This is a genomic window from Sphingomonas lycopersici (assembly GCF_026130605.1).
Taxonomy (GTDB): domain Bacteria; phylum Pseudomonadota; class Alphaproteobacteria; order Sphingomonadales; family Sphingomonadaceae; genus Sphingomonas; species Sphingomonas lycopersici.
This window is the reverse complement of the sequence record NZ_JANFAU010000005.1, coordinates 289,201-309,589: the sequence shown is the minus strand read 5'-3', so window position 1 is coordinate 309,589 and position 20,389 is coordinate 289,201. Positions and strand designations below refer to the sequence as shown.

Annotated in this window: 20 protein-coding genes; 10 read left to right on the top strand and 10 right to left on the bottom strand. The window is 67.8% G+C overall.

The genetic code is table 11. From position 1 onward, the window contains the following. From glyS to NED98_RS12955, 4 genes are all read left to right on the top strand, one after another. Positions 1-1,037: glycine--tRNA ligase subunit beta (gene glyS / locus NED98_RS12970; protein WP_265313282.1), on the top strand; the 1,037-nt coding region annotated here is incomplete at its 5' end. Positions 1,038-1,110: 73 nt separating this feature from the next. After that, the gene (gene ppdK, locus NED98_RS12965; protein ID WP_265313281.1) at positions 1,111-3,783 is read left to right on the top strand and encodes a pyruvate, phosphate dikinase; all 2,673 of its coding nucleotides are present in this window, start codon (positions 1,111-1,113) and stop codon (positions 3,781-3,783) included. A 25-nt stretch (positions 3,784-3,808) separates the two neighbouring features. Then, a complete protein-coding gene (locus NED98_RS12960; RefSeq protein WP_265313280.1) occupies positions 3,809-4,378 on the top strand; it encodes a DUF1214 domain-containing protein in 570 nt (189 codons plus the stop codon). Next, positions 4,378-4,905: a DUF1254 domain-containing protein gene (locus NED98_RS12955; protein WP_265313279.1), complete on the top strand. Its 528-nt coding sequence runs from the start codon at positions 4,378-4,380 to the stop codon at positions 4,903-4,905. The genes NED98_RS12960 and NED98_RS12955 overlap by 1 nt, the downstream gene beginning before the upstream one ends. A 105-nt stretch (positions 4,906-5,010) precedes the next feature. Here the strand turns inward: NED98_RS12955 and NED98_RS12950 are convergent, their stop codons facing one another. Beyond that, positions 5,011-5,901 (bottom strand): prephenate dehydratase, encoded by an 891-nt coding sequence (locus NED98_RS12950; protein ID WP_265269119.1) that lies wholly within the window; start codon positions 5,899-5,901, stop codon positions 5,011-5,013. A gap of 107 nt (positions 5,902-6,008) precedes the next feature. Between NED98_RS12950 and NED98_RS12945 the strand changes: the two genes are divergently transcribed. Then, complete coding sequence (locus NED98_RS12945) at positions 6,009-6,635, top strand: c-type cytochrome (RefSeq protein ID WP_265313278.1); 627 nt, start codon at positions 6,009-6,011, stop codon at positions 6,633-6,635. A 214-nt stretch (positions 6,636-6,849) separates the two neighbouring features. Here NED98_RS12945 and NED98_RS12940 read toward each other — a convergent pair whose 3' ends face one another. Further along, positions 6,850-7,722 (bottom strand): LOG family protein, encoded by an 873-nt coding sequence (locus tag NED98_RS12940; RefSeq protein ID WP_265269120.1) that lies wholly within the window; start codon positions 7,720-7,722, stop codon positions 6,850-6,852. A 10-nt stretch (positions 7,723-7,732) separates the two neighbouring features. Then, positions 7,733-8,362 (bottom strand): extensin family protein, encoded by a 630-nt coding sequence (locus NED98_RS12935; RefSeq protein ID WP_265313290.1) that lies wholly within the window; start codon positions 8,360-8,362, stop codon positions 7,733-7,735. A 281-nt stretch (positions 8,363-8,643) separates the two neighbouring features. Between NED98_RS12935 and NED98_RS12930 the strand changes: the two genes are divergently transcribed. The 5 genes from NED98_RS12930 to NED98_RS12910 all read left to right on the top strand — a co-directional run bounded on the left by NED98_RS12930 (position 8,644) and on the right by NED98_RS12910 (position 14,437). Further along, positions 8,644-9,804: a phosphoserine transaminase gene (locus NED98_RS12930; RefSeq protein WP_265313277.1), complete on the top strand. Its 1,161-nt coding sequence runs from the start codon at positions 8,644-8,646 to the stop codon at positions 9,802-9,804. Positions 9,805-9,908: 104 nt separating this feature from the next. After that, complete coding sequence (serA, locus tag NED98_RS12925) at positions 9,909-11,486, top strand: phosphoglycerate dehydrogenase (RefSeq protein WP_265269122.1); 1,578 nt, start codon at positions 9,909-9,911, stop codon at positions 11,484-11,486. A gap of 62 nt (positions 11,487-11,548) precedes the next feature. Next, positions 11,549-11,935, top strand: a complete 387-nt coding sequence (locus NED98_RS12920; RefSeq protein ID WP_349293261.1) for an endonuclease domain-containing protein — start codon at positions 11,549-11,551, stop codon at positions 11,933-11,935. Then, positions 11,932-13,026, top strand: coding sequence for an ATP phosphoribosyltransferase regulatory subunit (locus NED98_RS12915; RefSeq protein WP_265269123.1), 1,095 nt, complete (start codon positions 11,932-11,934; stop codon positions 13,024-13,026). The genes NED98_RS12920 and NED98_RS12915 overlap by 4 nt, the downstream gene beginning before the upstream one ends. Before the next feature lie 121 nt (positions 13,027-13,147). Continuing rightward, positions 13,148-14,437, top strand: coding sequence for an adenylosuccinate synthase (locus tag NED98_RS12910; protein WP_265313276.1), 1,290 nt, complete (start codon positions 13,148-13,150; stop codon positions 14,435-14,437). A 206-nt stretch (positions 14,438-14,643) separates the two neighbouring features. Here NED98_RS12910 and NED98_RS12905 read toward each other — a convergent pair whose 3' ends face one another. From NED98_RS12905 to NED98_RS12875, 7 genes are all read right to left on the bottom strand, one after another. Further along, the gene (locus NED98_RS12905) at positions 14,644-14,937 is read right to left on the bottom strand and encodes a hypothetical protein (RefSeq protein WP_265269125.1); all 294 of its coding nucleotides are present in this window, start codon (positions 14,935-14,937) and stop codon (positions 14,644-14,646) included. Between the two features lie 321 nt (positions 14,938-15,258). Further along, a complete protein-coding gene (gene aroC, locus NED98_RS12900; protein WP_265313275.1) occupies positions 15,259-16,326 on the bottom strand; it encodes a chorismate synthase in 1,068 nt (355 codons plus the stop codon). Further along, positions 16,323-16,853 carry a GNAT family N-acetyltransferase gene (locus NED98_RS12895; protein WP_265313274.1) on the bottom strand — a complete coding sequence of 177 codons (531 nt, stop codon included), beginning with the start codon at positions 16,851-16,853 and terminating at the stop codon, positions 16,323-16,325. Before NED98_RS12895 ends, aroC begins: the two co-directional genes overlap by 4 nt. Further along, the gene (fabI, locus tag NED98_RS12890; RefSeq protein WP_349293046.1) at positions 16,853-17,656 is read right to left on the bottom strand and encodes an enoyl-ACP reductase FabI; all 804 of its coding nucleotides are present in this window, start codon (positions 17,654-17,656) and stop codon (positions 16,853-16,855) included. Before fabI ends, NED98_RS12895 begins: the two co-directional genes overlap by 1 nt. Beyond that, positions 17,653-18,609, bottom strand: coding sequence for a YihY/virulence factor BrkB family protein (locus NED98_RS12885; protein WP_265269128.1), 957 nt, complete (start codon positions 18,607-18,609; stop codon positions 17,653-17,655). The genes fabI and NED98_RS12885 overlap by 4 nt, the downstream gene beginning before the upstream one ends. Before the next feature lie 148 nt (positions 18,610-18,757). Further along, positions 18,758-19,678 carry a DnaJ C-terminal domain-containing protein gene (locus tag NED98_RS12880; protein ID WP_265313273.1) on the bottom strand — a complete coding sequence of 307 codons (921 nt, stop codon included), beginning with the start codon at positions 19,676-19,678 and terminating at the stop codon, positions 18,758-18,760. A 102-nt stretch (positions 19,679-19,780) separates the two neighbouring features. After that, positions 19,781-20,362, bottom strand: coding sequence for a helix-hairpin-helix domain-containing protein (locus tag NED98_RS12875; RefSeq protein WP_265313272.1), 582 nt, complete (start codon positions 20,360-20,362; stop codon positions 19,781-19,783). Positions 20,363-20,389: the final 27 nt, after the last annotated feature.

Below are 20,389 nucleotides of genomic sequence, written 5' to 3'. Positions count from 1 at the left end.
GGGGGGACACCACCCGCCCCCCGCCCCCCCCCCGGGGTGGTGAGGAGAAGCGCGCGGCGCTCGCCGACATGGCCGAACGCGCCGCGCGGCTGGCCAAGGCCGATCTCGTCACCGGGATGGTCGGCGAATTCCCCGAGCTTCAGGGGCTGATGGGCGGCTATTACGCCGCCGCACAGGGCGAACCGCGCGAGGTCGCCGAGGCGATCCGCGATCATTACAAGCCGGTCGGGCAGGGCGACGACGTGCCGACTGCGCCGGTGACGGTGGCGGTGTCGCTGGCGGATAAGCTCGATACGCTGGTAGCGTTCTTTTATGCGGATATGCCGCCTACTGGGTCCAAGGATCCCTTTGCGCTTCGTCGTGCAGCATTGGGCGTGCTTGAATTGCTCACCCGGAATAACCTCCGACTGAACCTCTGGGAGTGGATCAGCCGCGGGCTGCGAGGCATGAATGACTTGCACGCCGCATCGCAGCCCGGCGACGAGGCGTTTGAAACGCATAAGCGCGCGCTCGACGCGACGTTTAAGACGCTTCCTGCCTTCTTCGCCGACCGCCTCAAGGTCCAGCAACGCGAAGCTGGTGTTCGCCACGATCTGATCGACGCGGTATTCGCGCTCGGCGGCGAGGACGATCTTGTCCGGCTGCTCGCCCGCGTCCATGCGCTGCAATCGTTCATCGGCACCGACGACGGCGCCAACCTGCTCGCCGGGTACAAGCGCGCCGCGAACATCCTCAAGAAAGAGGGCGTCGAGACCGCCGAGTGGAAGCCGCTGGCCTACACCCCCGAATCCGACGAGGCGGCGCTGATCGCGGCGCTCGATGCGGCCGAGCCGGCCGCCGCCGATGCGGTGGCGAACGAGGATTTCGAGGCGGCGATGGCCGCGCTCGCCACGTTGCGCGCGCCGATCGATGCCTTCTTCGAGACGGTGACGGTCAATGACGCCGATCCCGCCAGGCGCGACGCTCGCCTCGCGCTGCTTGCGCGGGTTCGTGCTGCAGTGCACAGCGTCGCCGATTTTTCGCGAATCGAGGGATAACGCTGCCGCCGCGCCGCTTATTTCGACATATTTTTTCGCGCCCGCCGCGAAACAGGCACTTAGAGGGTTGATCATGACGCAATACGTCTATCGGTTCGGTGGTGGTGTTTCCGATGGGGGCAAGGGCGACAAATTTCTGCTCGGGGGCAAGGGCGCCAATCTGGCGGAAATGGCCTCGATCGGCCTGCCCGTCCCGCCGGGCTTCACCATCTCGACCGAGATGTGCACGCGTTATTACGAGGACGGCGAGCAATTCCCCGACTCGCTGCGCGAGGAAGTCGCCAAGGGCATCGCGCATATCGAGGCGGTGACCGGCAAGAAATTCGGCGATGCCTCGGCCGACGGCGCCGGGCCGCTGCTCGTCTCGGTCCGCTCGGGCGCGCGGGTGTCGATGCCGGGGATGATGGATACCGTGCTCAACCTCGGGCTCAACGACGCGACCGTCGAGGGGCTGGCCAAGGTGTCGGGCGACGAGCGTTTCGCGTGGGACAGCTATCGCCGCTTCATCCAGATGTATTCGGACGTGGTGCTCGAACTCGATCACGGCGCGTTCGAAGAAGCGCTCGAGATCGCGAAGGAAGACAAGGGCTTCACCCTCGATACCGAGATGGGCGCGGCCGATTGGAAGGCGCTGGTCGCCGAATATAAGCGGCTCGTCGAGGCGGAATGGGGCAAGCCCTTCCCGCAGGACGTCCATGATCAATTGTGGGGCGCGGTCGGCGCCGTGTTCGGTTCGTGGCAGTCGGAGCGCGCCAAGGTCTACCGCCGGCTCAACGACATTCCGGGCGACTGGGGCACCGCGGTCAATGTCCAGGCGATGGTGTTCGGCAATATGGGCGACACCTCGGCGACCGGGGTGGCGTTCACCCGCGATCCCTCGACCGGCGACAATGCCTATTATGGCGAATTCCTCATCAACGCGCAGGGCGAGGACGTGGTGGCGGGGATCCGCACGCCGCAATATCTGACGCTTGCCGCGCGCGAGGCCGCAGGGGCCAAGGCCGCCTCGATGGAAGAGGCGATGCCGACGGTCTATGCCGAGCTCGCCGCCGTCTTCGACCGGCTCGAAAACCATTATCGCGACATGCAGGACATCGAGTTCACCGTCGAGGCGGGGAAGCTGTGGATGCTCCAGACGCGCTCGGGCAAGCGCACCGCCAAGGCCGCGCTCAAGATCGCGGTCGAGATGGCCGACGCCGGGTTGATCACGCGCGAGGAAGCGATCGCGCGGGTCGATCCGCAGGCGCTCGATCAGTTGCTCCACCCGACGCTCGATCCCGAAGCGACCCGCGACGTGTTGACCAAGGGGCTGCCCGCCTCGCCGGGCGCGGCGAGCGGCGCGGCGGTGTTCGACGCCGATACCGCCGAGCGCTGGGCGGCGGACGGCAAGGCGGTGATCCTGCTGCGCACCGAAACCTCGCCCGAGGATATCCACGGCATGCATGCGGCGAAGGGCATCCTCACCGCGCGCGGCGGGATGACCAGCCACGCCGCGGTCGTTGCGCGCGGCATGGGCCGTCCCTGCGTTTCGGGCGCGGGCGCCTTGTCGATCGATGCCAAGGCGAAGATCGCGCGGGTCGGCGGGCGCGAGGTGAGGGAAGGCGAGATCGTCACGATCGACGGCACCACCGGCGAGGTGATGGCGGGCGAGGTCGCGACGATCCAGCCCGAGCTGGCCGGCGATTTCGGCACCTTGATGGAATGGGCCGATGCAGTGCGTCGCCTCAAGGTCCGCGCCAATGCCGAAACCCCGCTCGATTGCCGCACCGCGCGCGATTTCGGCGCCGAAGGGGTGGGGCTGTGCCGCACCGAGCATATGTTCTTCGACGCCGCGCGGATCACCGCGGTGCGCCAGATGATCCTCGCCGCCGACGAGGCCGGGCGCCGCGTCGCGCTGGACAAATTGCTGCCGGAACAGCGCAAGGATTTCATCGAGATCTTCGAGGTGATGGCCGGCTTGCCGGTGACGATCCGGTTGCTCGATCCGCCGCTCCACGAATTCCTGCCGCATGAGGAAGCCGAATTCGCCGAGGTCGCCGCGGCGGCCGGGGTCGATGTCGAGACGCTCAAGCGTCGCGCGGCCGAGCTGCACGAATTCAACCCGATGCTCGGGCATCGCGGGTGCCGGCTCGGGGTGACCTATCCCGAAATCTACGAGATGCAGGCGCGCGCGATCTTCGAGGCGGCGCTCGACGTCGCCGCCAGGTCCGGTCAGGCGCCGATCCCCGAGGTGATGATCCCGCTGGTCGCGACCAAGCGCGAGCTGGAACTGATGAAGGCGGTGGTCGATCGCACCGCGCAGGCGGTGTTCGCCGAGCGTGGCGCCAAGGTCGATTATCTCGTCGGGACGATGATCGAATTGCCGCGCGCCGCGCTGCGCGCCGCCGAGATCGCCGAGGCGGGCGAATTCTTCTCGTTCGGCACCAATGATTTGACCCAGACCACGCTCGGGGTCAGCCGCGACGATGCCGCGCGCTTCCTGACGACCTATGTCGAAAAGGGCATTTACGCCAAGGACCCGTTCGTCAGCCTCGATGTCGAGGGCGTCGGCGAACTCGTCCAGCTCGCGGCGGAGCGCGGGCGCTCGACCCGGCCGGGGATCAAGCTCGGCATCTGCGGCGAACATGGCGGCGATCCGGCGTCGATTGCGTTCTGCGAGACGGTGGGGCTGGATTACGTGTCCGCCTCGCCCTATCGTGTGCCGATCGCGCGGCTGGCGGCGGCCCAGGCGGCGCTGAGGAAATAAGGCCGCACGACGTAAGGAGCGCCGCATGAAGCCTTTGGTCCGCTATCTCGTCCTGGGTGTCGTGGGCGTGGTGGCGGGGCTGGGCAGCGCGATCTACACCGTGCGCGCCGGCGCGCTCGGCTCCAACGTGCAGATCGGCCCGTGGACGACGGGGATGGATTTCGGCACCGCCGACCAGAGCATGCGCACCCGCGCGGTCGTCGCGCTGCGCGGGCTGCTCGCGCTCCCGGCGCGCGAGGCGCGTTATTACACCGCGAGCGTCGACGACGCCGGGCGGCCGCTCAACGGGCGGTGCAGCTATCGCATCACCGGCGGGCAATTGCCGGGGCGGTGGTGGAGCCTGACCTTGTATGACAGCGCCGGCTATCTCACCGGCGGCGGCCCCTATTCGGTGGAAAGCGCGGCGATTCCGGCGGAAAATCAGGCGCGCTGGACGGTGCTCGTCTCGCCGGTACGCCAGCAGGGGCTGTGGCTTCCGACCGCGGGGCTCAAGCATTTCGACCTGACCTTGCGCACCTATCTCCCGCCCGACGAGGGCAGGACCAACCCGGCGCGCGACCAATTGCCCAGCATCCGGCAGGAGGCATGCTCATGATGCAGCGCTGGATCGGGCCGCTGATCGTCGGGGTGGTGCTGGCGATCGCCGCTTATTTCGTCACGCTTTCGCGCAGCCCGCAGACCCTGATGTCGGCGGCGGTGTCCCGGATGGAAAAGCTCGGCGGGATCAACACCTTCGGGCATATGCCGCTCGCGACGGACAAATCGCGCGCGGTGGTGCGGCCGAGCCCGGATCTCGCTTATTCGGCCTGCCCGTTCGATCTGTCGAAGGGGCCGCTGGCGATCAGCGTCGTGCCGGTCCCGGCGAATTACTGGTCGCTGTCGGTGTTCCAGGCCAATACCGACGTCGCGTTCGTCCGCAACAATATCGAGGGGCGCGGCCAGCCGATGCAGGTCGTCGTCGCGCAGGAGAGGCAGGCGACCCCGGCGGGCGCGGCGGTGGTGCGGGTGAAGGGCGCGCGCGGCGTGGCGCTGATCCGCATCCTCGTCGACGATCCCGCGCGCTTCCCCGCGATCGACGCGGCGCGGCGCGGATCGAGCTGCAAGGCGATCGCGGCGGGGTAGTTCCTTGTATCCCCGCGAAAGCGGGAATCCAGGGGCCAAGAGCCTCAACGCCGTAGGGGCTCCTGGATCCCCGCCTTCGCGGGGCCACAAGGTGACGGTTGCGGCTTAACCCCGCTCGCGCGCCTGCTTATAGGTGCCGAGCACGCGCAGCCATTTGGAGTGGAAGCCCAATTCCTCCATCGCGCGATCGAACGCCTCGTCGCCCGGGCGGCCCACCACATCGGCGTAGAATTCGGTCGCGGCGAAGCTGCCGCCGCGTTGATAGCTTTCCAGCTTGGTCATATTGACCCCGTTGGTCGCGAACCCGCCCATCGCCTTGTAGAGCGCGGCGGGGATGTTCTTCACCTCGAAGATGAAGGTCGTCATCCACGGCCCGTCGCCCACCGCCGGGCGCCCGCCGCGTGCGAGGATCACGAAACGCGTCGTATTGTGATCGGCATCGGCGATATCGTTGGCGAGCAGCTTGAGCCCGTAGATATCCGCCGCCGGGGGCGGGGCGAGCGCGGCGGTGGTCGCCTCGCCGATCTCCGCCACCATCGCGGCGGCGCCGGCGGTGTCGGGATAGGCGAGCGGCTGGATATCGTGCGCCTTGAGCCAGTGGCGGCATTGCCCGAGCGCCTGCGGGTGGCTCATCGCCTCGCGCACCTCGTCGCGCGTGCCCAGCCCCATCAGCGCGTAGCGGATCGGCAGGAAATGCTCGCCGGTGATCACCAGCCCCGATTCGGGGAGCAGGAAGTGGATGTCGGCGACGCGGCCGTGCAGCGAATTTTCGATCGGGATGATCGCATGCGCGGCGCGGCCTTCCTTCACCGCGTCGATCGCATCCTCGAACGCGAAGCACGGCAGCGGCAATCCGTCGGGAAAGGCTTCCCGCGCCGCGACATGGCTGTTGGCGCCCGGCGCGCCCTGAAAGGCGACCGCGCGCTCGGGATCGGCGGCGGCGGCCGCGGTCATGGCGGCGACGATCGGGCGGGCGGGGGCGGCGAAATTCTCCATCGCGGCGCGCGTTAGCGGAGGTTTGTTTCGGACGCAAAGCGCCGCTTGCGGTCGCTGGCGGGCTTTTCTATGGGGTTCGAGATAAATTTCAGGGGCGGTTTCGCGATATGAATGATCGTAACAACACCATTGCGGGCTGGGTGCTGGCGGCGTGTGGCGCTGCGCTGGGGTTGTCGATCGTCGGCGGGATGATCTTCCATTCCGAACATGTCGAGAAATTCGGCTATCCGGTCGAAGCGGCCGACGACACCGGCGGCGCCGGCGGTGAGGCCGCGGCGGTGCCGATCGCGGCGCTGCTGCCCAAGGCGGACGCGGCCAAGGGTGCGGAAGTGTTCAAGAAGTGCGCCGCTTGCCACACCGTCAATCAGGGCGGCGCGAACGGCATCGGCCCGAATCTCTATGGCACGCTGGGCGAGGGCGTTGCCGAGGGCAAGGCGGGCTTCGCTTTCTCCGACGCGCTCAAGAAGGTCGGCGGCAAGTGGGACTTCGACAAGATGAACGCGTGGCTCACCAGCCCGCGTAAGTTCGCCCCCGGCACCAAGATGACCTTCGCCGGCCTGTCCAAGCCGGAGGATCGCGCCGACGTGATCCTGTATCTCAACACCCAGGGCTCGAACCTGCCGCTGCCGGCCGCGCCGGCTGCCGACGCCAAGGCCGATGCGGGCAAGGCGGGGGCCGCGCCGGCCAATGCCGCGGCGCCGGCCGCCGAATCGGCTGCGCCTGCTAAGAAGTAAGCGCCCGCGCGAAAATCCGGTGTCCCCGCGAAAGCGGGGACCCAGAGGCCAAGAGCCGCAACGTTAGTGATTGCGGCTTCTGGGTCCCCGCTTTCGCGGGGACACAAAAGGTCTTAGCATTCCGCCCTGCCACCCCGGCGAAGGCCGGGGTCCAGCATCGGGCCGCTCCGTAACTCGACCCCGGCCTTCGCCGGGGTGGTTTGTTTCCGGCCCGTCAGACCTTCGGCGTCTGTTCCTGATAGAAGCGCTGGACGACCGACCAGCCTTCCGCCGCGGTTTCGACATAGGTGAAGATGTCGAGATCCTTCTCGGACACCACGCCTTCCTCGACCAACGCGTCGAAATTGACGACGCGCTGCCAGAATTCGCGGCCGAACAGCAGCACCGGGATGCGCGCGATCTTGCCGGTCTGGATCAGCGTCAGCAGCTCGAACAATTCGTCGAACGTGCCGAACCCGCCCGGGAAAGCCGCCAGCGCGCGCGCGTGGAGCAGAAAGTGCATCTTCCTGAGCGCGAAATAGTGGAACTGCATGCTTAGGCTGGGCGTCACATAAGGATTCGGCGCCTGTTCGTGCGGCAGCACGATATTGAGCCCGATCGAATCGGCATGGACGTCCGTCGCGCCGCGATTCGCCGCCTCCATGATCGAGGGGCCGCCGCCCGAGCAGACGACGAAATGCCGCCGCCCTGATTCGTCGCGCGGAAAGTTGCTCGCCAGCCGCGCCAGCTCGCGCGCCATTTCGTAATAATGCGATTTGGCGACGAGCCGCTCGGCGATGCGCCGACCCTTTTCGTCGGTCGCGAGATCGAGCAGCGCCTGCGCCTTGTCCGGCTCGGGGATGCGCGCCGAGCCGTAGAAGACGAAGGTCGACCCGATATGCGCCTCGTCGAGCAGCAATTGCGGCTTCAGCAGTTCGAGCTGGAAGCGCACCGGGCGGAGATCCTCGCGCAGCAGGAAATCCATGTCCTGAAAGGCGAGGCGATAGGCCGGGTTTTCGGTTTGCGGGGTGGAGATGCTCTCCCTGGCGGTCTCGGCGTCCTGTTTCGCGCGCGGAAAGACCCGGGCTGGTACTCGTGTTTCTGTCATTCCCGTCGAATTAGCGGCAAAATGTTGCGCGGTCATCCTCAAGGTGCAGGTGATCGCGATGCGCGGCGTTGTAATCGGGGGACAGCACGGTGCCGAAGCGCTTGCACGCCGATGCGTGGACGGTGCGGAGGAACTGGCGGACCTGCGGATCGGGCGAGTTCCAATCCTCGGCGATGCTGATTCGCCGCCCGTCCTTCAGTTCGAACGCGCCGACATCGATCGCATTGCCGATCGAATGCCCCGATCGGCGCGCGGTGCCCGCGACGTTGCGGCACGAATAGCTTCCCATGCTCTGGATTCGCGCGAGTTCGCTGCCGAGGATCTGATAGGCCGCCGGCCCCACCGCATTGCGCGCCCAGCCGGCATAGGTGCGCGCCTCGCCGCAGCGCACCGCGCCGAGATTGGTGGTCGGCACCCCGACGTCGAGCAGTTTGACCGTGCCGATGATCGCGCAGCCGGGGCCGAACTGACGGTCGGGTAGCGGCTCGAATTCGACCCCGAGCGCGCGCAGATCGGCGAAACATTGCGCGGTCTCGCGCTCGGACGGGCCGATGACGGGCTGATAGGCCGGGCGGGAGCGCGGCGAGACCGGGCGTTCGGTGCGCCCGCAACCGGCAAGCGTCAGCACGATCAGCGCCATGACCGTCACGGCGCCCCCGCGCCGACGCCCGCCTTTCCCCACGCTCCGCACGGATGAAGTTACTGCGCTTGCGCGGGATTCGCGGCAAGCGAGAGGGGATGAAGCGAATCGTTTATGGGGCGGCACGAGTCGAGTGACGCCGCCCCCTGTCCCCGCCTTCGCGGGGACACAAAGAAAGTTTCGCAAATAATCCCCGTTGCCAGCCTCCCGTCACATCGCTAGGGCCGTCGACGGGCCACGCGGTCCCAACGCCGCGCGTGCTCTCTGCAAGGAGAGTTACATTGACTGATACGCTCGTTACCGGCGCCCAAGCTGCGCCTGCCAAGCCCGCCACCCGGCCGGCTCGTCCCCATTTTTCTTCCGGTCCCTGCGCCAAGCCTCCGGGCTGGGATGCGGCGAAGCTGAATGTCGAGGTGCTCGGCCGTTCGCATCGCTCGAAGCTGGGCAAGACGCGGCTGCAATATTGCATCGATCTGATGCGCGAATTGCTCCGCCTGCCCGATACGCATCGCATCGGCATCGTCCCCGGTTCGGATACCGGCGCGTTCGAAATGGCGATGTGGACGATGCTGGGTGCGCGCCCGGTGACGACGCTCGCTTGGGAAAGCTTCGGTGAAGGTTGGGTCACCGATGCGGCCAAGCAGCTCAAGCTCGATCCGAACGTGATCCGCGCCGATTACGGCCAGCTTCCCGATCTTGCGCAGGTCGATTTCAGCCATGACGTGCTGTTCACCTGGAACGGCACCACCAGCGGCGTGCGCGTGCCGAACGGCGACTGGATCGCCGCCGACCGCGAGGGGCTGACCTTCGCCGACGCGACCTCGGCGGTGTTCGCTTACGACCTGCCGTGGGACAAGATCGATGTCGCGACCTTCTCGTGGCAGAAGGTGCTCGGCGGGGAGGGCGCGCATGGCGTGCTGATCCTCGGCCCGCGCGCGGTCGAACGGCTCGAAACCTACACCCCGGCGTGGCCGCTGCCGAAGGTCTTCCGCCTCGTGTCCAAGGGCAAGCTCGCCGAGGGCGTGTTCAAGGGCGAGACGATCAACACCCCGTCGATGCTGGCGGTGGAAGATGCGATCTTCGCGCTCGAATGGGCCAAGTCGGTCGGCGGCGCGGCGGGGCTGATCGCCCGATCGGACGCCAATGCCGCCGCGCTCGACCGCATCGTCGCGGCGCGCGACTGGCTCGGCCATCTCGCGCCCGACCCGGCATCGCGCTCGAAGACCAGCGTGTGCCTCACCGTTGCGGGCGCCGATGAGGCGTTCATCAAGACGATGGCCGGGCTGCTCGAGAAGGAAGGCGCCGCATTCGACGTCGCCGGCTATCGCGACGCGCCCGCGGGCCTGCGCATCTGGTGCGGCGCGACGGTCGATACCGCCGATATCGAGGCGCTCGGGCCGTGGCTCGACTGGGCCTATTCCGCGGCCAAGGCTTCCAACTAATCCCGTCATCCCAGCGAAAGCTGGGGTCTCAGGCGGCACGCTGTTCGCTTGCCGCATGAGATCCTGACTTTCGTCAGGATGGCGTTTGCAAAAAGGCAAACGTCATGCCCAAGGTACTTATCAGCGACAAAATGGACCCCAAGGCCGCGCAGATTTTCCGCGAGCGCGGCGTGGAAGTGGACGAGATCACCGGCAAGACCCCGGAGGAATTGAAGGCGATCATCGGCCAATATGACGGCCTGGCGATCCGTTCCTCGACCAAGGTGACCAAGGAGATCCTCGACGCCGCGACCAATTTGAAGGTGGTCGGCCGCGCCGGGATCGGGGTCGACAATGTCGATATCCCCGCCGCGTCGGCGAAGGGCGTGGTGGTGATGAACACCCCGTTCGGCAATTCGATCACCACCGCCGAACATGCCATCGCGCTGATGTTCGCGCTCGCCCGCCAGCTCCCCGAGGCCGATGCCTCGACCCAGGCCGGCAAGTGGGAGAAGAACCGCTTCATGGGCGTCGAACTGACCGCCAAGACGCTCGGGCTGATCGGGGCGGGCAATATCGGCGGCATCGTCGCGGATCGCGCCCACGGGCTCAAGATGAAGGTGGTCGCTTACGATCCCTTCCTCACCCCCGAGCGCGCGGTCGAGATGGGCGTGGAGAAAGTGACGCTGGACGAATTGCTCGCCCGCGCCGATTTCATCACGCTCCACACCCCGCTGACCGACCAGACCCGCAACATCCTGTCGGCGGAAAATCTCGCCAAGACCAAGCCGGGCGTGCGCATCATCAATTGCGCGCGCGGCGGGCTGATCGACGAGGAAGCGCTCAAGGCCGGGCTCGATTCGGGTCATATCGCCGGCGCCGCGCTCGACGTGTTCGTCACCGAGCCGGCGAAGGAGAGCCCGCTGTTCGGCACGCCGAACTTCATCTCCACCCCGCATCTCGGCGCGTCGACCACCGAGGCGCAGGTCAATGTCGCGATCCAGGTCGCCGAGCAGATGGCGGATTATCTCGTCACCGGCGGCGTCACCAATGCGCTCAACATGCCGAGCCTGTCGGCGGAGGAAGCGCCCAAGCTCAAGCCCTATATGGCGCTGGCCGAAAAGCTCGGCAGCCTCGTCGGGCAATTGTCGCACGGCGTGATCCCGCGCATCTCGATCCACGCCGAGGGCGCCGCGGCGGAGCTCAATCCCAAGCCGATCGTCTCGGCGGTGCTGTCGGGCTTCCTCCGCACCCAGACCGACACGGTGAACATGGTCAACGCGCCGTTCCTCGCCCGCGAGCGCGGGATCGAGGTGCGCGAGATCCGCACCGAGCGCGAGGGCGATTACCACACGCTCGTCCGCGTCTCGGTCAAGACCGAGGCCGGCGAACGTTCGGTGGCCGGCACCTTGTTCGGCGATTCGGCGCCGCGGCTGGTCGAGCTGTTCGGGATCAAGGTCGAGGCCGATCTTGCCGGGCACATGCTCTACGTCGTCAATGAGGACGCGCCGGGGTTCATCGGCCGGATCGGGACGCTGCTCGGCGAGGCCGGGGTCAACATCGGCACTTTCCACCTCGGCCGGCGTCAGGCGGGCGGCGAGGCGGTGCTGCTGCTCTCGGTCGACGACGAAGTGAGCGCCGAGCTGCTCGCCGGGGTCAAGGCGCTCCCGGGCGTCAAGACCGCGATGGGTTTGGCGTTCTGAGAATGCGGGCCTAACCTATCTCCCTCTCCCCGCTTGCGGGGAGAGGGTAGGGGAGAGGGGCCTTGCCAAGAACCGATCCGCTGTTGCTCAAGCGCGCCAAGGCCATGCGCACCGAGATGACGCAGCCTGAACGCGTGTTGTGGACGGCGCTCCGCGCCAAGCGCTTCGACGGGACGAAGTTCACGCGGCAAGTGCCGCTCGGCCCGTTCATCGCCGATTTCGTTGCGCGCTCGCGCAAGCTCGTCATTGAGGTTGACGGCGATACGCATAACGACGAAGCGCGCGATGAACGCCGAACAGCATGGCTGGCGGCGCAGGGTTATCGCGTCGTTCGGGTGTCGAACGACGATGTGATGCGCAATCTGGAGGGCGTGATGCAGATCATAGGCGAGGCGCTTGCGGCAGCCCCTCTCCCAACCCTCTCCCCAGAGGGGAGAGGGCTGAAGTGACCGCATTGCTCCCCGAAGGTTTCCGCGACACCTTGCCCCCGTTCGCCGATGCGGCGGCGGCGGTGGAGGCGCGGGTGCTCGCGGCGGCGGCGAGCCACGGTTACGAGCGCACCGATCCGCCGCTCGCCGAATTCGCCGACGGGCTCGGCTCGCGGCTCAAGGACGGCGGCTTGCGCAACGCGGTGCGCTTCGTCGATCCGGTCTCGCAGCGGACGATGGCGATCCGCCCCGATCTCACCGCGCAGATCGCGCGGATCGCGGCGACGCGGATGGCGCACCACCCGCGCCCGGTGCGGCTGAGCTATGCCGGCTCGGTGCTCAAGCTGCGCGGCGACGCGCTCAATCCGTCGCGCGAGATGCGCCAGCTCGGGTGCGAGCTGATCGGGCTCGATTCGATTGCGGCGGCGCGCGAGGTGGTGACGGTCGCGGTCGACGCGCTCGAGGCCGCCGGCGCCACCGGGATCACGATCGATTTCACCCTGCCCGATCTGGTCGACACGCTCGCCCCGGTGCTGCCCGTTGCCGATGTCGACGCGCTGCGCGAGCGGCTCGATGCCAAGGACGCCGGCGGGGTCGCGGCGCTGGCGCCGGCCTATCTCCCGCTGATCGCCGCCGCCGGGCCGTTCCCGCAGGCGCTCGAGCGGCTGCAGGCGTTCGATACGACCGGCATCCTCGCCTCGCGGATCGCCGGGCTGGCGGATATCGTCGATGCGCTGGGCGATCGCGTCCAGCTCACGCTCGACCCGACCGAGCGCCACGGGTTCGAATATCAGACCTGGCTCGGCTTCTCGCTGTTCGTCGCGGGCGCGACGCGCGAGGTCGGGCGTGGCGGCACCTATCGCGTGATGCGCGAGGACGGCGCCGAGGAAATGGCGACGGGCTTCACCCTGTACGCCGACGGGCTGGGCGGAAGCGCCAGCCACGAGCGCCGCCGGCTGTTCCTGCCTTATGCCACCCCGGCTGCCGAGGGTGCGCGGATGCGCGCCGCCGGCTGGGTGACGGTCGCCGCACTCGAACCGGGCGACACGCCCGAGGCGCAGCTCTGCACGCATATTCTCGATGCGGGGGTGGCGCGACCGCTCGGCGCCTGATCGCCGGTTGACAGCCTGACCCGCGCACGGCTACCGGCGCGGCGAAATCTTGAGAAAGCCCGCGTGCCGAGTCCTGTCGAAGGGCGCGTGGGTCAGCCCCGGCAGGGGAGTTTTCGTATCCATGGCCAATGTCGCGGTGATCGGCGCCCAATGGGGTGACGAGGGCAAGGGCAAGATCGTCGACTGGCTCGCCGAGCGCGCCGATATGGTCGTGCGCTTTCAGGGCGGTCACAATGCCGGCCACACGCTCGTCGTCGGGGACAAGACCTATAAATTGTCGCTGCTCCCCTCGGGCATCGTGCGCGGCACGCCGTCGGTGATCGGCAATGGCGTGGTGCTCGATCCCTGGGCGCTGCGCGACGAGATCGCGCGGCTCGCCGCGCAGGGCGTGACGGCGACCCCCGACACTTTGCGCATCGCCGACAATTGCGCGCTGATCCTGCCGTTCCACCGCGATCTCGACGCGCTGCGCGAGGATGCCAGCGGCGCGGGCAAGATCGGCACTACGCGGCGCGGGATTGGCCCGGCCTATGAGGACAAGGTCGGCCGCCGCGCGATCCGCGTCTGCGATCTGGCGCATCTCGACGATCTCGGGCCGCAGCTCGATCGCCTCACCGCGCATCACGACGCGCTGCGCGCCGGCTTCGGCGAACCGCCGATCGACCGCGCGCGGCTGCTCGCCGAGCTCAAGGAAATCGCCGGCTTCGTCCTGCCCTTCGCCAAGCCGGTGTGGCGCGATCTCAACGCCGCGCGCGCCGCGGGGCAGCGCATCCTGTTCGAAGGCGCGCAGGGCGTGCTGCTCGATATCGATCACGGCACCTATCCCTTCGTCACCTCGTCGAACACGATCGCGGGGCAGGCAGCGGGCGGCTCCGGCCTCGGGCCGAACGGCGTGGGCTTCGTGCTGGGGATCGCCAAGGCCTATACCACGCGCGTCGGCTCCGGCCCGTTCCCGACCGAGCTGGAGGACGAAACCGGCGACCGGCTCGGCACGCGCGGGCATGAATTCGGCACCGTCACCGGGCGCAAGCGCCGGTGCGGCTGGTTCGACGCGGTGCTGGTGCGCCAGTCGGCAGCGGTGAGCGGGATCACCGGGATCGCGCTGACCAAGCTCGACGTGCTCGACGGGTTCGAGGAAGTGAAGATCTGCACCGGCTATCGCCTGCGCGGCGAGACGCTCGATTATTTCCCGGCGCATGCCGCCGATCAGGCCGAGGTCGAGCCGATCTACGAGACGGTCGAAGGCTGGAGCGAATCGACCGCCGGGGCGCGGAGCTGGGCCGATCTGCCGGCGCAGGCGATCAAGTATATCCGCCGCGTCGAGGAACTGATCCGCTGCCCGGTTGCGCTGGTGTCGACCAGCCCCGAGCGCGAGGACACGATCCTCGTGCGCGATCCGTTCGCGGACTGAGCCGCGTTTTAGTCATTCCCGCGCAGGCGGGAATCCATTCCCTCCGGCCATTGCGATAGAGTCGCGACGACAGTGCATATGGATTCCCGCCTGCGCGGGAATGACGGAGTTTCGCCCGAGCACAAAATAAGGGTGGGGACAGCCGCTATCGGCTGCCCCCACCCCCGGTCCCTCCCGTGGAAGGGAAGGGCGTTATGCCGTGCCGATCAGAAGCGCGGCGGCGTCGGCGCGGCCGACGGATCGGTGCTCGACGGTGACGCGCTGGACGGCGGCGACGCGCTCGGCGCCGACGGGGTGCTCGACGGATCGCTTGCCGCAGGCGGCGTCGCGGTCGTGTCGGCCGGGGCGGCCGAGCTGTCCGGCGCCGGCAACGTATCCTTGTGCTTCTTGCCGTGCTTGCTCTTGGCGGGGGCGGCGGCCTGATCGTCTGGGGTGGACTGGGCGACGGCAACGGTCGGCAGGATCAGCGCGGTGGCGGCGAGGAGTGGGAGGAACTTCACTAGATCTTCTCCTGTCTGTTCCCTGTTGTGAGAACAATATAGGGGAGAAATCCGGCGAGCGGGGGCGCTTGGCCCCGATGAGGCAACGGCTCGTCCATTAAGCCTGGGTGATGAAATATTGCTGCAACGGTGAAGTGTGTCGATCGAAGGGTGAAGTGATTCTTTCGATCTGTTCAGGTTGCGTGATTCGTTTTGTGGGTGGCGTATCGGCAACACACGAGCGTTTGTAGAAACGCGCTCCACCCCGGCGCAGGCGGGGGTCCAGTCACGATCGGCCCGATGCTGGACCTCGGCCTGCGCCGGGGTGGTAAGGAGTAGGGTTCACCCGCATTGCGCGCGGTGGAGCAGCGCCTGATCGGCGAGCACCAGCGCGACCATCGCCTCGACCACCGGTACCCCGCGGATGCCGACGCACGGGTCGTGCCGGCCGCGCGTCATGATCTCCCTCGCCTCGCCGTCGCGGGTGATCGTTTCCACCGGGGTAAGGATCGAGCTGGTCGGCTTGAACGCGACGCGCAGGCGCAGCGGCTGGCCGGTCGAAATGCCCCCCGCGATCCCGCCGGCATGATTGGCGAGGAAGCGCGGGCCGCCATTCCCTGGGCGCATCGCATCGGCATTTTCCTCGCCGGTCAGCGCGGCGGCGGCGAAACCGTCGCCGATCTCCACCCCCTTGACCGCGTTGATCGACATGCATGCCGCGGCGAGCTCGCTGTCGAGTTTGGCATAGAGCGGCGCGCCCCAGCCGGCGGGGACCCCGGTCGCCTCGCACGCAACGATCGCGCCGAGCGACGATCCGGCCTTGCGCGCGGCATCGATGCGCTGCTCCCAGCGCTGCGCGGCGGCGGCATCGGGGCAGAAGAAGGCGTTGCGGTCGATCTCGGCATCGTCGAACGCGGCCGGGTCGATCGCATCGCCGCCGACCGCCTCGACCCAGGCGCGGATGCGCACCCCGGGCACGACCAGCCGCGCCACCCCGCCGGCCGCGACCCGCGCCGCGGTCTCGCGTGCCGAGGATCGCCCGCCGCCGCGATAGTCGCGGAAGCCGTATTTGGCGTCATAGGCATAATCGGCATGGCCGGGACGATAGGCCTTGGCGACCTCCGAATAATCCTTCGAGCGCTGGTCGACATTCTCGATCATCAGGCTGATCGGGGTGCCGGTGGTCCGACCCTCGAATATCCCCGAAAGGATGCGCACTTCGTCGGGCTCGCGCCGCTGGGTGGTGAAGCGCGACTGGCCGGGGCGGCGCTTGTCGAGCCACGGCTGGATATCGGCCTCGGTCAGCGCCAGACCCGGCGGGCAGCCGTCGACCACCGCGCCCAGCGCCGGCCCATGGCTCTCGCCCCAGGTGGTGAAGCGGAAAACGCGGCCGAAGGTGTTGAAGCTCATTGCGTTCCCAGTCTTGCGAAGGCCGGCGCGTGGTGCGCCTCTTCGCGCACGCCGCACGGCACCAGCCCGCCCTGCAGCGCCAGCGCCAGCGCCATGAAATAGTCGCCGGCATAAGGCGAGGCGAAATTGCGCGCCACCGCCGCGTCATAGCCGAAGCGACCGTAGAATTCGGGCTCGCCGAGCACGAAGCTCAGCACCACCCCGGCGCTCTCCAGCATGTCATGCCCGGCGCGGATCAGCGCCTCGGCCACGCCCTGCCGGCGATAATTGGGGGCGACAGCGACCGGCGCGAGCGCGACCGCCGGTACCTGCTTGCCGCCGACCGTCACCGCCATCCGGCTGAACACGATCGCGCCGGCCAGCCGCGCCGCAACCTCGTCATAGGCGACGAGCGTCAGCACCATATCGCCCTCGGCGCACAGATCGCGCACCAGCATCGCCTCGTCGGGCGCGGGAAAGCTCTCGCGCAGCAACGCGTCGATCGCGGCGACGTCCTCGGCGCGCGCGGGGCGGATGGCGATCGTCATCAGGCGAGCGCGATGTCCGGCGCGTCCTCCGCCTTCATCCCGATCACGTTATAGCCCGCGTCGACATGATGGATTTCGCCCGTCACCCCCGATGCGAGATCGGACAGGAGATAGAGGCCGGCGCCCCCGACGTCCTCGATCGTCACGGTGCGGCGCAGCGGCGAATTCAGCTCATTCCATTTCAGGATATAGTTGAAATCGCCGATGCCGCGCGCCGCGAGCGTCTGGATCGGGCCGGCGGAAATGCCGTTGATGCGGATGTTCTCCGGCCCGAGGTCGACCGCGAGATATTTCACGCTCGTCTCCAGCGCCGATTTGGCGACCCCCATCACGTTATAATGCGGGATGACCTTTTCCGCGCCATAATAGGTCAGCGTCAGGATCGAGCCGCCTTCGGGCATCATCGCGCGGGCGCGCTTCGCCACCGCGACCAGCGAATAGGCCGAGACGTTCATCGTCATCAGGAAATTGTCGAGCGTCGTGTCGTAAAAGCGCCCGCGCAGCTGGGACTTGTCCGAAAAGCCGATCGCGTGGACGACGAAATCGATCGTCGGCCATTCCTGCGCCAGCGCCTCGAACGTCGCGTCGAGCGCCGCCATGTCGCTGACGTCGCAATCGAACAGCCGCGCCACGCCGAGCTGCTCGGCCAGCGGGCGGACGCGCTTCGCCATCGCCTCGCCCTGATAGCTGAACGCCAGTTCCGCACCGGCTTCGCTCAATTTCTTCGCAATACCCCATGCCAGCGATTTGTCGTTTGCGAGGCCCATAATCAGCCCGCGCTTTCCGGCCATCAATCCGCTCACGGTCCCGCCTTTTCTTCTTGCTCCGTTGTTGCGTCCCCTAACGCCATTTCCGGCGGTTCCGCCAGTGCCGCGTTGAGATGCGCCCCAAATACCAAACCGAGCCCGATCAAATAGAAGAACAACAGCATCACCACCACGCCAGCGAGGCTGCCGTAGGTGAGGCTGTATCCGCCAAGTTGGGAGAGGACGAACGGCAGGATCGCCGTCATCCCCACCCACCAGCCGGTGGTGAACAGCGCGCCGGGCCATTTGCGGCTGTTCGTGTAGCGATATTTGGGGGGCGTGACGCAATAGAACAACATGTACAGCGCGGCGAACATCACCATGCCGGGGATGATGCGGCTGAGCCCGATCCATCCCGCGACGTCCGCGGCCCAGGGCACCAGCCGGTAGATGAATTCCTCGACCGCAGTGAGCAGACCCTGCACCAGGAACGAGAACAAGGTCAGCATCACCGACGCGACGATGCCGAGCGACAGGCTGAGCCGCGATCGCCAGAGCGATTGCGAGGATTTGGTGCCATAGGCCTGGCGGAAGATTTCGCGGATCGTCTCGACGAAGCCGCCGACGGTCCACAGCCCGACCAGCCCGCCGAGCCACAGCAACCCGCCGGTACGCTGGGTCAGCACGTCGCGGATCGGCTTGCGCAGCACATCGGCGACATCGGGCGGCAGGACGTGGAGAAAGGACGAGACCGCGAACTGGATGCGGTCGTTCTCGCCCAGCGCCGACAACACCGCCGCCACCACGATGAAGAACGGAAACACCGTCATCAGCGAGAGATAGGCGAGGTTGCCGGCATGCATGAAGCCGACGGTATAGACCCCGGTGGCGGCGCGCTTGAGCACGCGGAGCGTGGTGCTGCCGGATTCGGGGAGATCGGGAACGTCGGCGTCACCGTCGCGCCGCGCCGCACGCGCTTCAGGGGTCAGTGCGGTCGCGGCATCGGTCAAGCGGCTCTTCCCCCTGGTTGCTGGCCTCTATAGCCCATCAACGGGCGTTGATTAGCGGGTGTTCCTCAGCTCAGCCACATGATCCCCGCACCTCTATGTCGTCATGCCGGGTCGAGCCCGGCATGACGATGAAAGGCGTTGATCGTGTTTATACCCCCATCGCGGCGCGGGGGTTCCCGCCGCCGTCCCAGTTTTCCACGAACGCCTTGAGCGCGGCATCGTCGGCCGGCACGTCGACCATCAGCGTGACGAGCTGGTCGCCGCGCCCGCCGCCCTTCTTGTGAAAGCCTTTGCCCTTGAGCCGCAGCACCTTGCCCGACGAGGAGCCGGCAGGGATCGTCAGCATCACCGCTTTCTCGACGGTCGGCACCTTCACCGGGCCGCCCTTCACCGCTTCGCCGAGCGTGACGGGCAGGTCGAGCCGCACGTCGTCGCCGTCGCGGGTGAAGAAGCGGTGCGGGGTCACCTCGATCGTGATGATCGCATCGCCCGCGCCGCCGGGGCCTTCCTCGCCCTTGCCGGAGAGGCGCATCTGCGTGCCGTCCTCGACCCCGGCGGGGAGCTTGAGGTCGATCGTCTTGCCGTCGGCGAGCGTGATGCGTTGTGGCGCCAGCGCGGCGGCGTCGACGAACGGCACGCGCAGGCGATAGGCGGTATTGGCGCCCTTGGGCGGGGGCTGGCGCCGCCCGAACCCGCTGGCGAACCCGCCGCCGCCGCCGCGCCCGCCGAACAGCCCTTCGAAGATATCGGACATATCTACACCGTCGGGCTCGAACCCCTGCGAGCGGAACCCGCCCGCGCCGCCGCCGCGCGCGCCGCCGAATCCGGCGCCGAACGGCGAGGTGGGGTTGCCGTCCGCATCGATCTCGCCGCGGTCGAAGCGCGCGCGCTTGTCCTTGTCGGTCAGCAGGTCATAGGCGCTCGTCACCTGGCTGAAACGCTCGGCGGCCTTGGGATTGTCTTTGTTGCGATCGGGATGCAGCTCCTTCGCGAGCTTGCGGTACGCCTTCTTGATGTCCGCCTCGGACGCGCCGCGCGCGACCCCCAGCGTCGAATATGGATCGGCCATCGAATCCCCGTTGGTGTGTTACGCGGCTATGTGGGACGCGGGCGATACAAGCGCAATCCTTACTATTCCGACCAATCCTCCCCCTCCGGGGGAGGATTGGGATCAAAGCTTGCCGAATACAGCCTCGAACCCGGCGCGGTCGCCGGCGGCGAGGAAGCGTGCCTGTTCGAGCCAGCGATCGCGGTTCATCCGCCCGGTGAATGGCCCGAGGCGCGCGTCGAGCGCTTCGGCTTCCGCCTGATCGAGCGCGGCGAGCTGGCCCACCGTCGTCACGCCGAGTTCGGCGAGCCGCTCGGCCAGTTTCGGTCCCAGCCCCTTGAGCTGGGTCACCGGCCCATCGGCGGGCGAGGGCCCGGCCGGCGTGGCCGCGGCCGGTTTCGGTGCGGGTTTCGGCTCGGGCGCAGCCTCGACCACCGGATCCGCATTCGCCCTCGGCGCGGGCGGTGGCGGCGGCGGCGCGACCGGGAGCGGCGGCGGCGGGGGGAGAGGCGAAGGGGGCGGCGGGGGCGAGGGGGCGGCAGCGGCCTGCTGGTCGCGCGCGACGACCTCCTCCTCGATCCGCTCGGCGGCGACGCGCTGACGTTTGAGCCGCGCGCCCCACAGGATGCCGAGGATCGTCAGCACCGCGACGACCGCGATCAGCGCGAGCGCGATCGTCGTCAGGGTGTCGGTATCCGGACGCATAGCTTACTCCCGTTTCGCTTCGGCCGA

Excerpts from the sequence above, each read along its gene's own strand:
- ppdK (WP_265313281.1), top strand. The coding sequence starts at position 1,111 with ATGACGCAATACGTCTATCGGTTCGGTGGTGGTGTTTCCGATGGGGGC.
- NED98_RS12960 (WP_265313280.1), top strand. The coding sequence starts at position 3,809 with ATGAAGCCTTTGGTCCGCTATCTCGTCCTGGGTGTCGTGGGCGTGGTG.
- NED98_RS12955 (WP_265313279.1), top strand. The coding sequence starts at position 4,378 with ATGCAGCGCTGGATCGGGCCGCTGATCGTCGGGGTGGTGCTGGCGATC.
- NED98_RS12950 (WP_265269119.1), bottom strand. The coding sequence starts at position 5,901 with ATGGAGAATTTCGCCGCCCCCGCCCGCCCGATCGTCGCCGCCATGACC.
- NED98_RS12945 (WP_265313278.1), top strand. The coding sequence starts at position 6,009 with ATGAATGATCGTAACAACACCATTGCGGGCTGGGTGCTGGCGGCGTGT.
- NED98_RS12940 (WP_265269120.1), bottom strand. The coding sequence starts at position 7,722 with ATGACAGAAACACGAGTACCAGCCCGGGTCTTTCCGCGCGCGAAACAG.
- NED98_RS12935 (WP_265313290.1), bottom strand. The coding sequence starts at position 8,362 with ATGGCGCTGATCGTGCTGACGCTTGCCGGTTGCGGGCGCACCGAACGC.
- serA (WP_265269122.1), top strand. The coding sequence starts at position 9,909 with ATGCCCAAGGTACTTATCAGCGACAAAATGGACCCCAAGGCCGCGCAG.
- NED98_RS12910 (WP_265313276.1), top strand. The coding sequence starts at position 13,148 with ATGGCCAATGTCGCGGTGATCGGCGCCCAATGGGGTGACGAGGGCAAG.
- aroC (WP_265313275.1), bottom strand. The coding sequence starts at position 16,326 with ATGAGCTTCAACACCTTCGGCCGCGTTTTCCGCTTCACCACCTGGGGC.
- NED98_RS12895 (WP_265313274.1), bottom strand. The coding sequence starts at position 16,853 with ATGACGATCGCCATCCGCCCCGCGCGCGCCGAGGACGTCGCCGCGATC.
- NED98_RS12880 (WP_265313273.1), bottom strand. The coding sequence starts at position 19,678 with ATGGCCGATCCATATTCGACGCTGGGGGTCGCGCGCGGCGCGTCCGAG.
- NED98_RS12875 (WP_265313272.1), bottom strand. The coding sequence starts at position 20,362 with ATGCGTCCGGATACCGACACCCTGACGACGATCGCGCTCGCGCTGATC.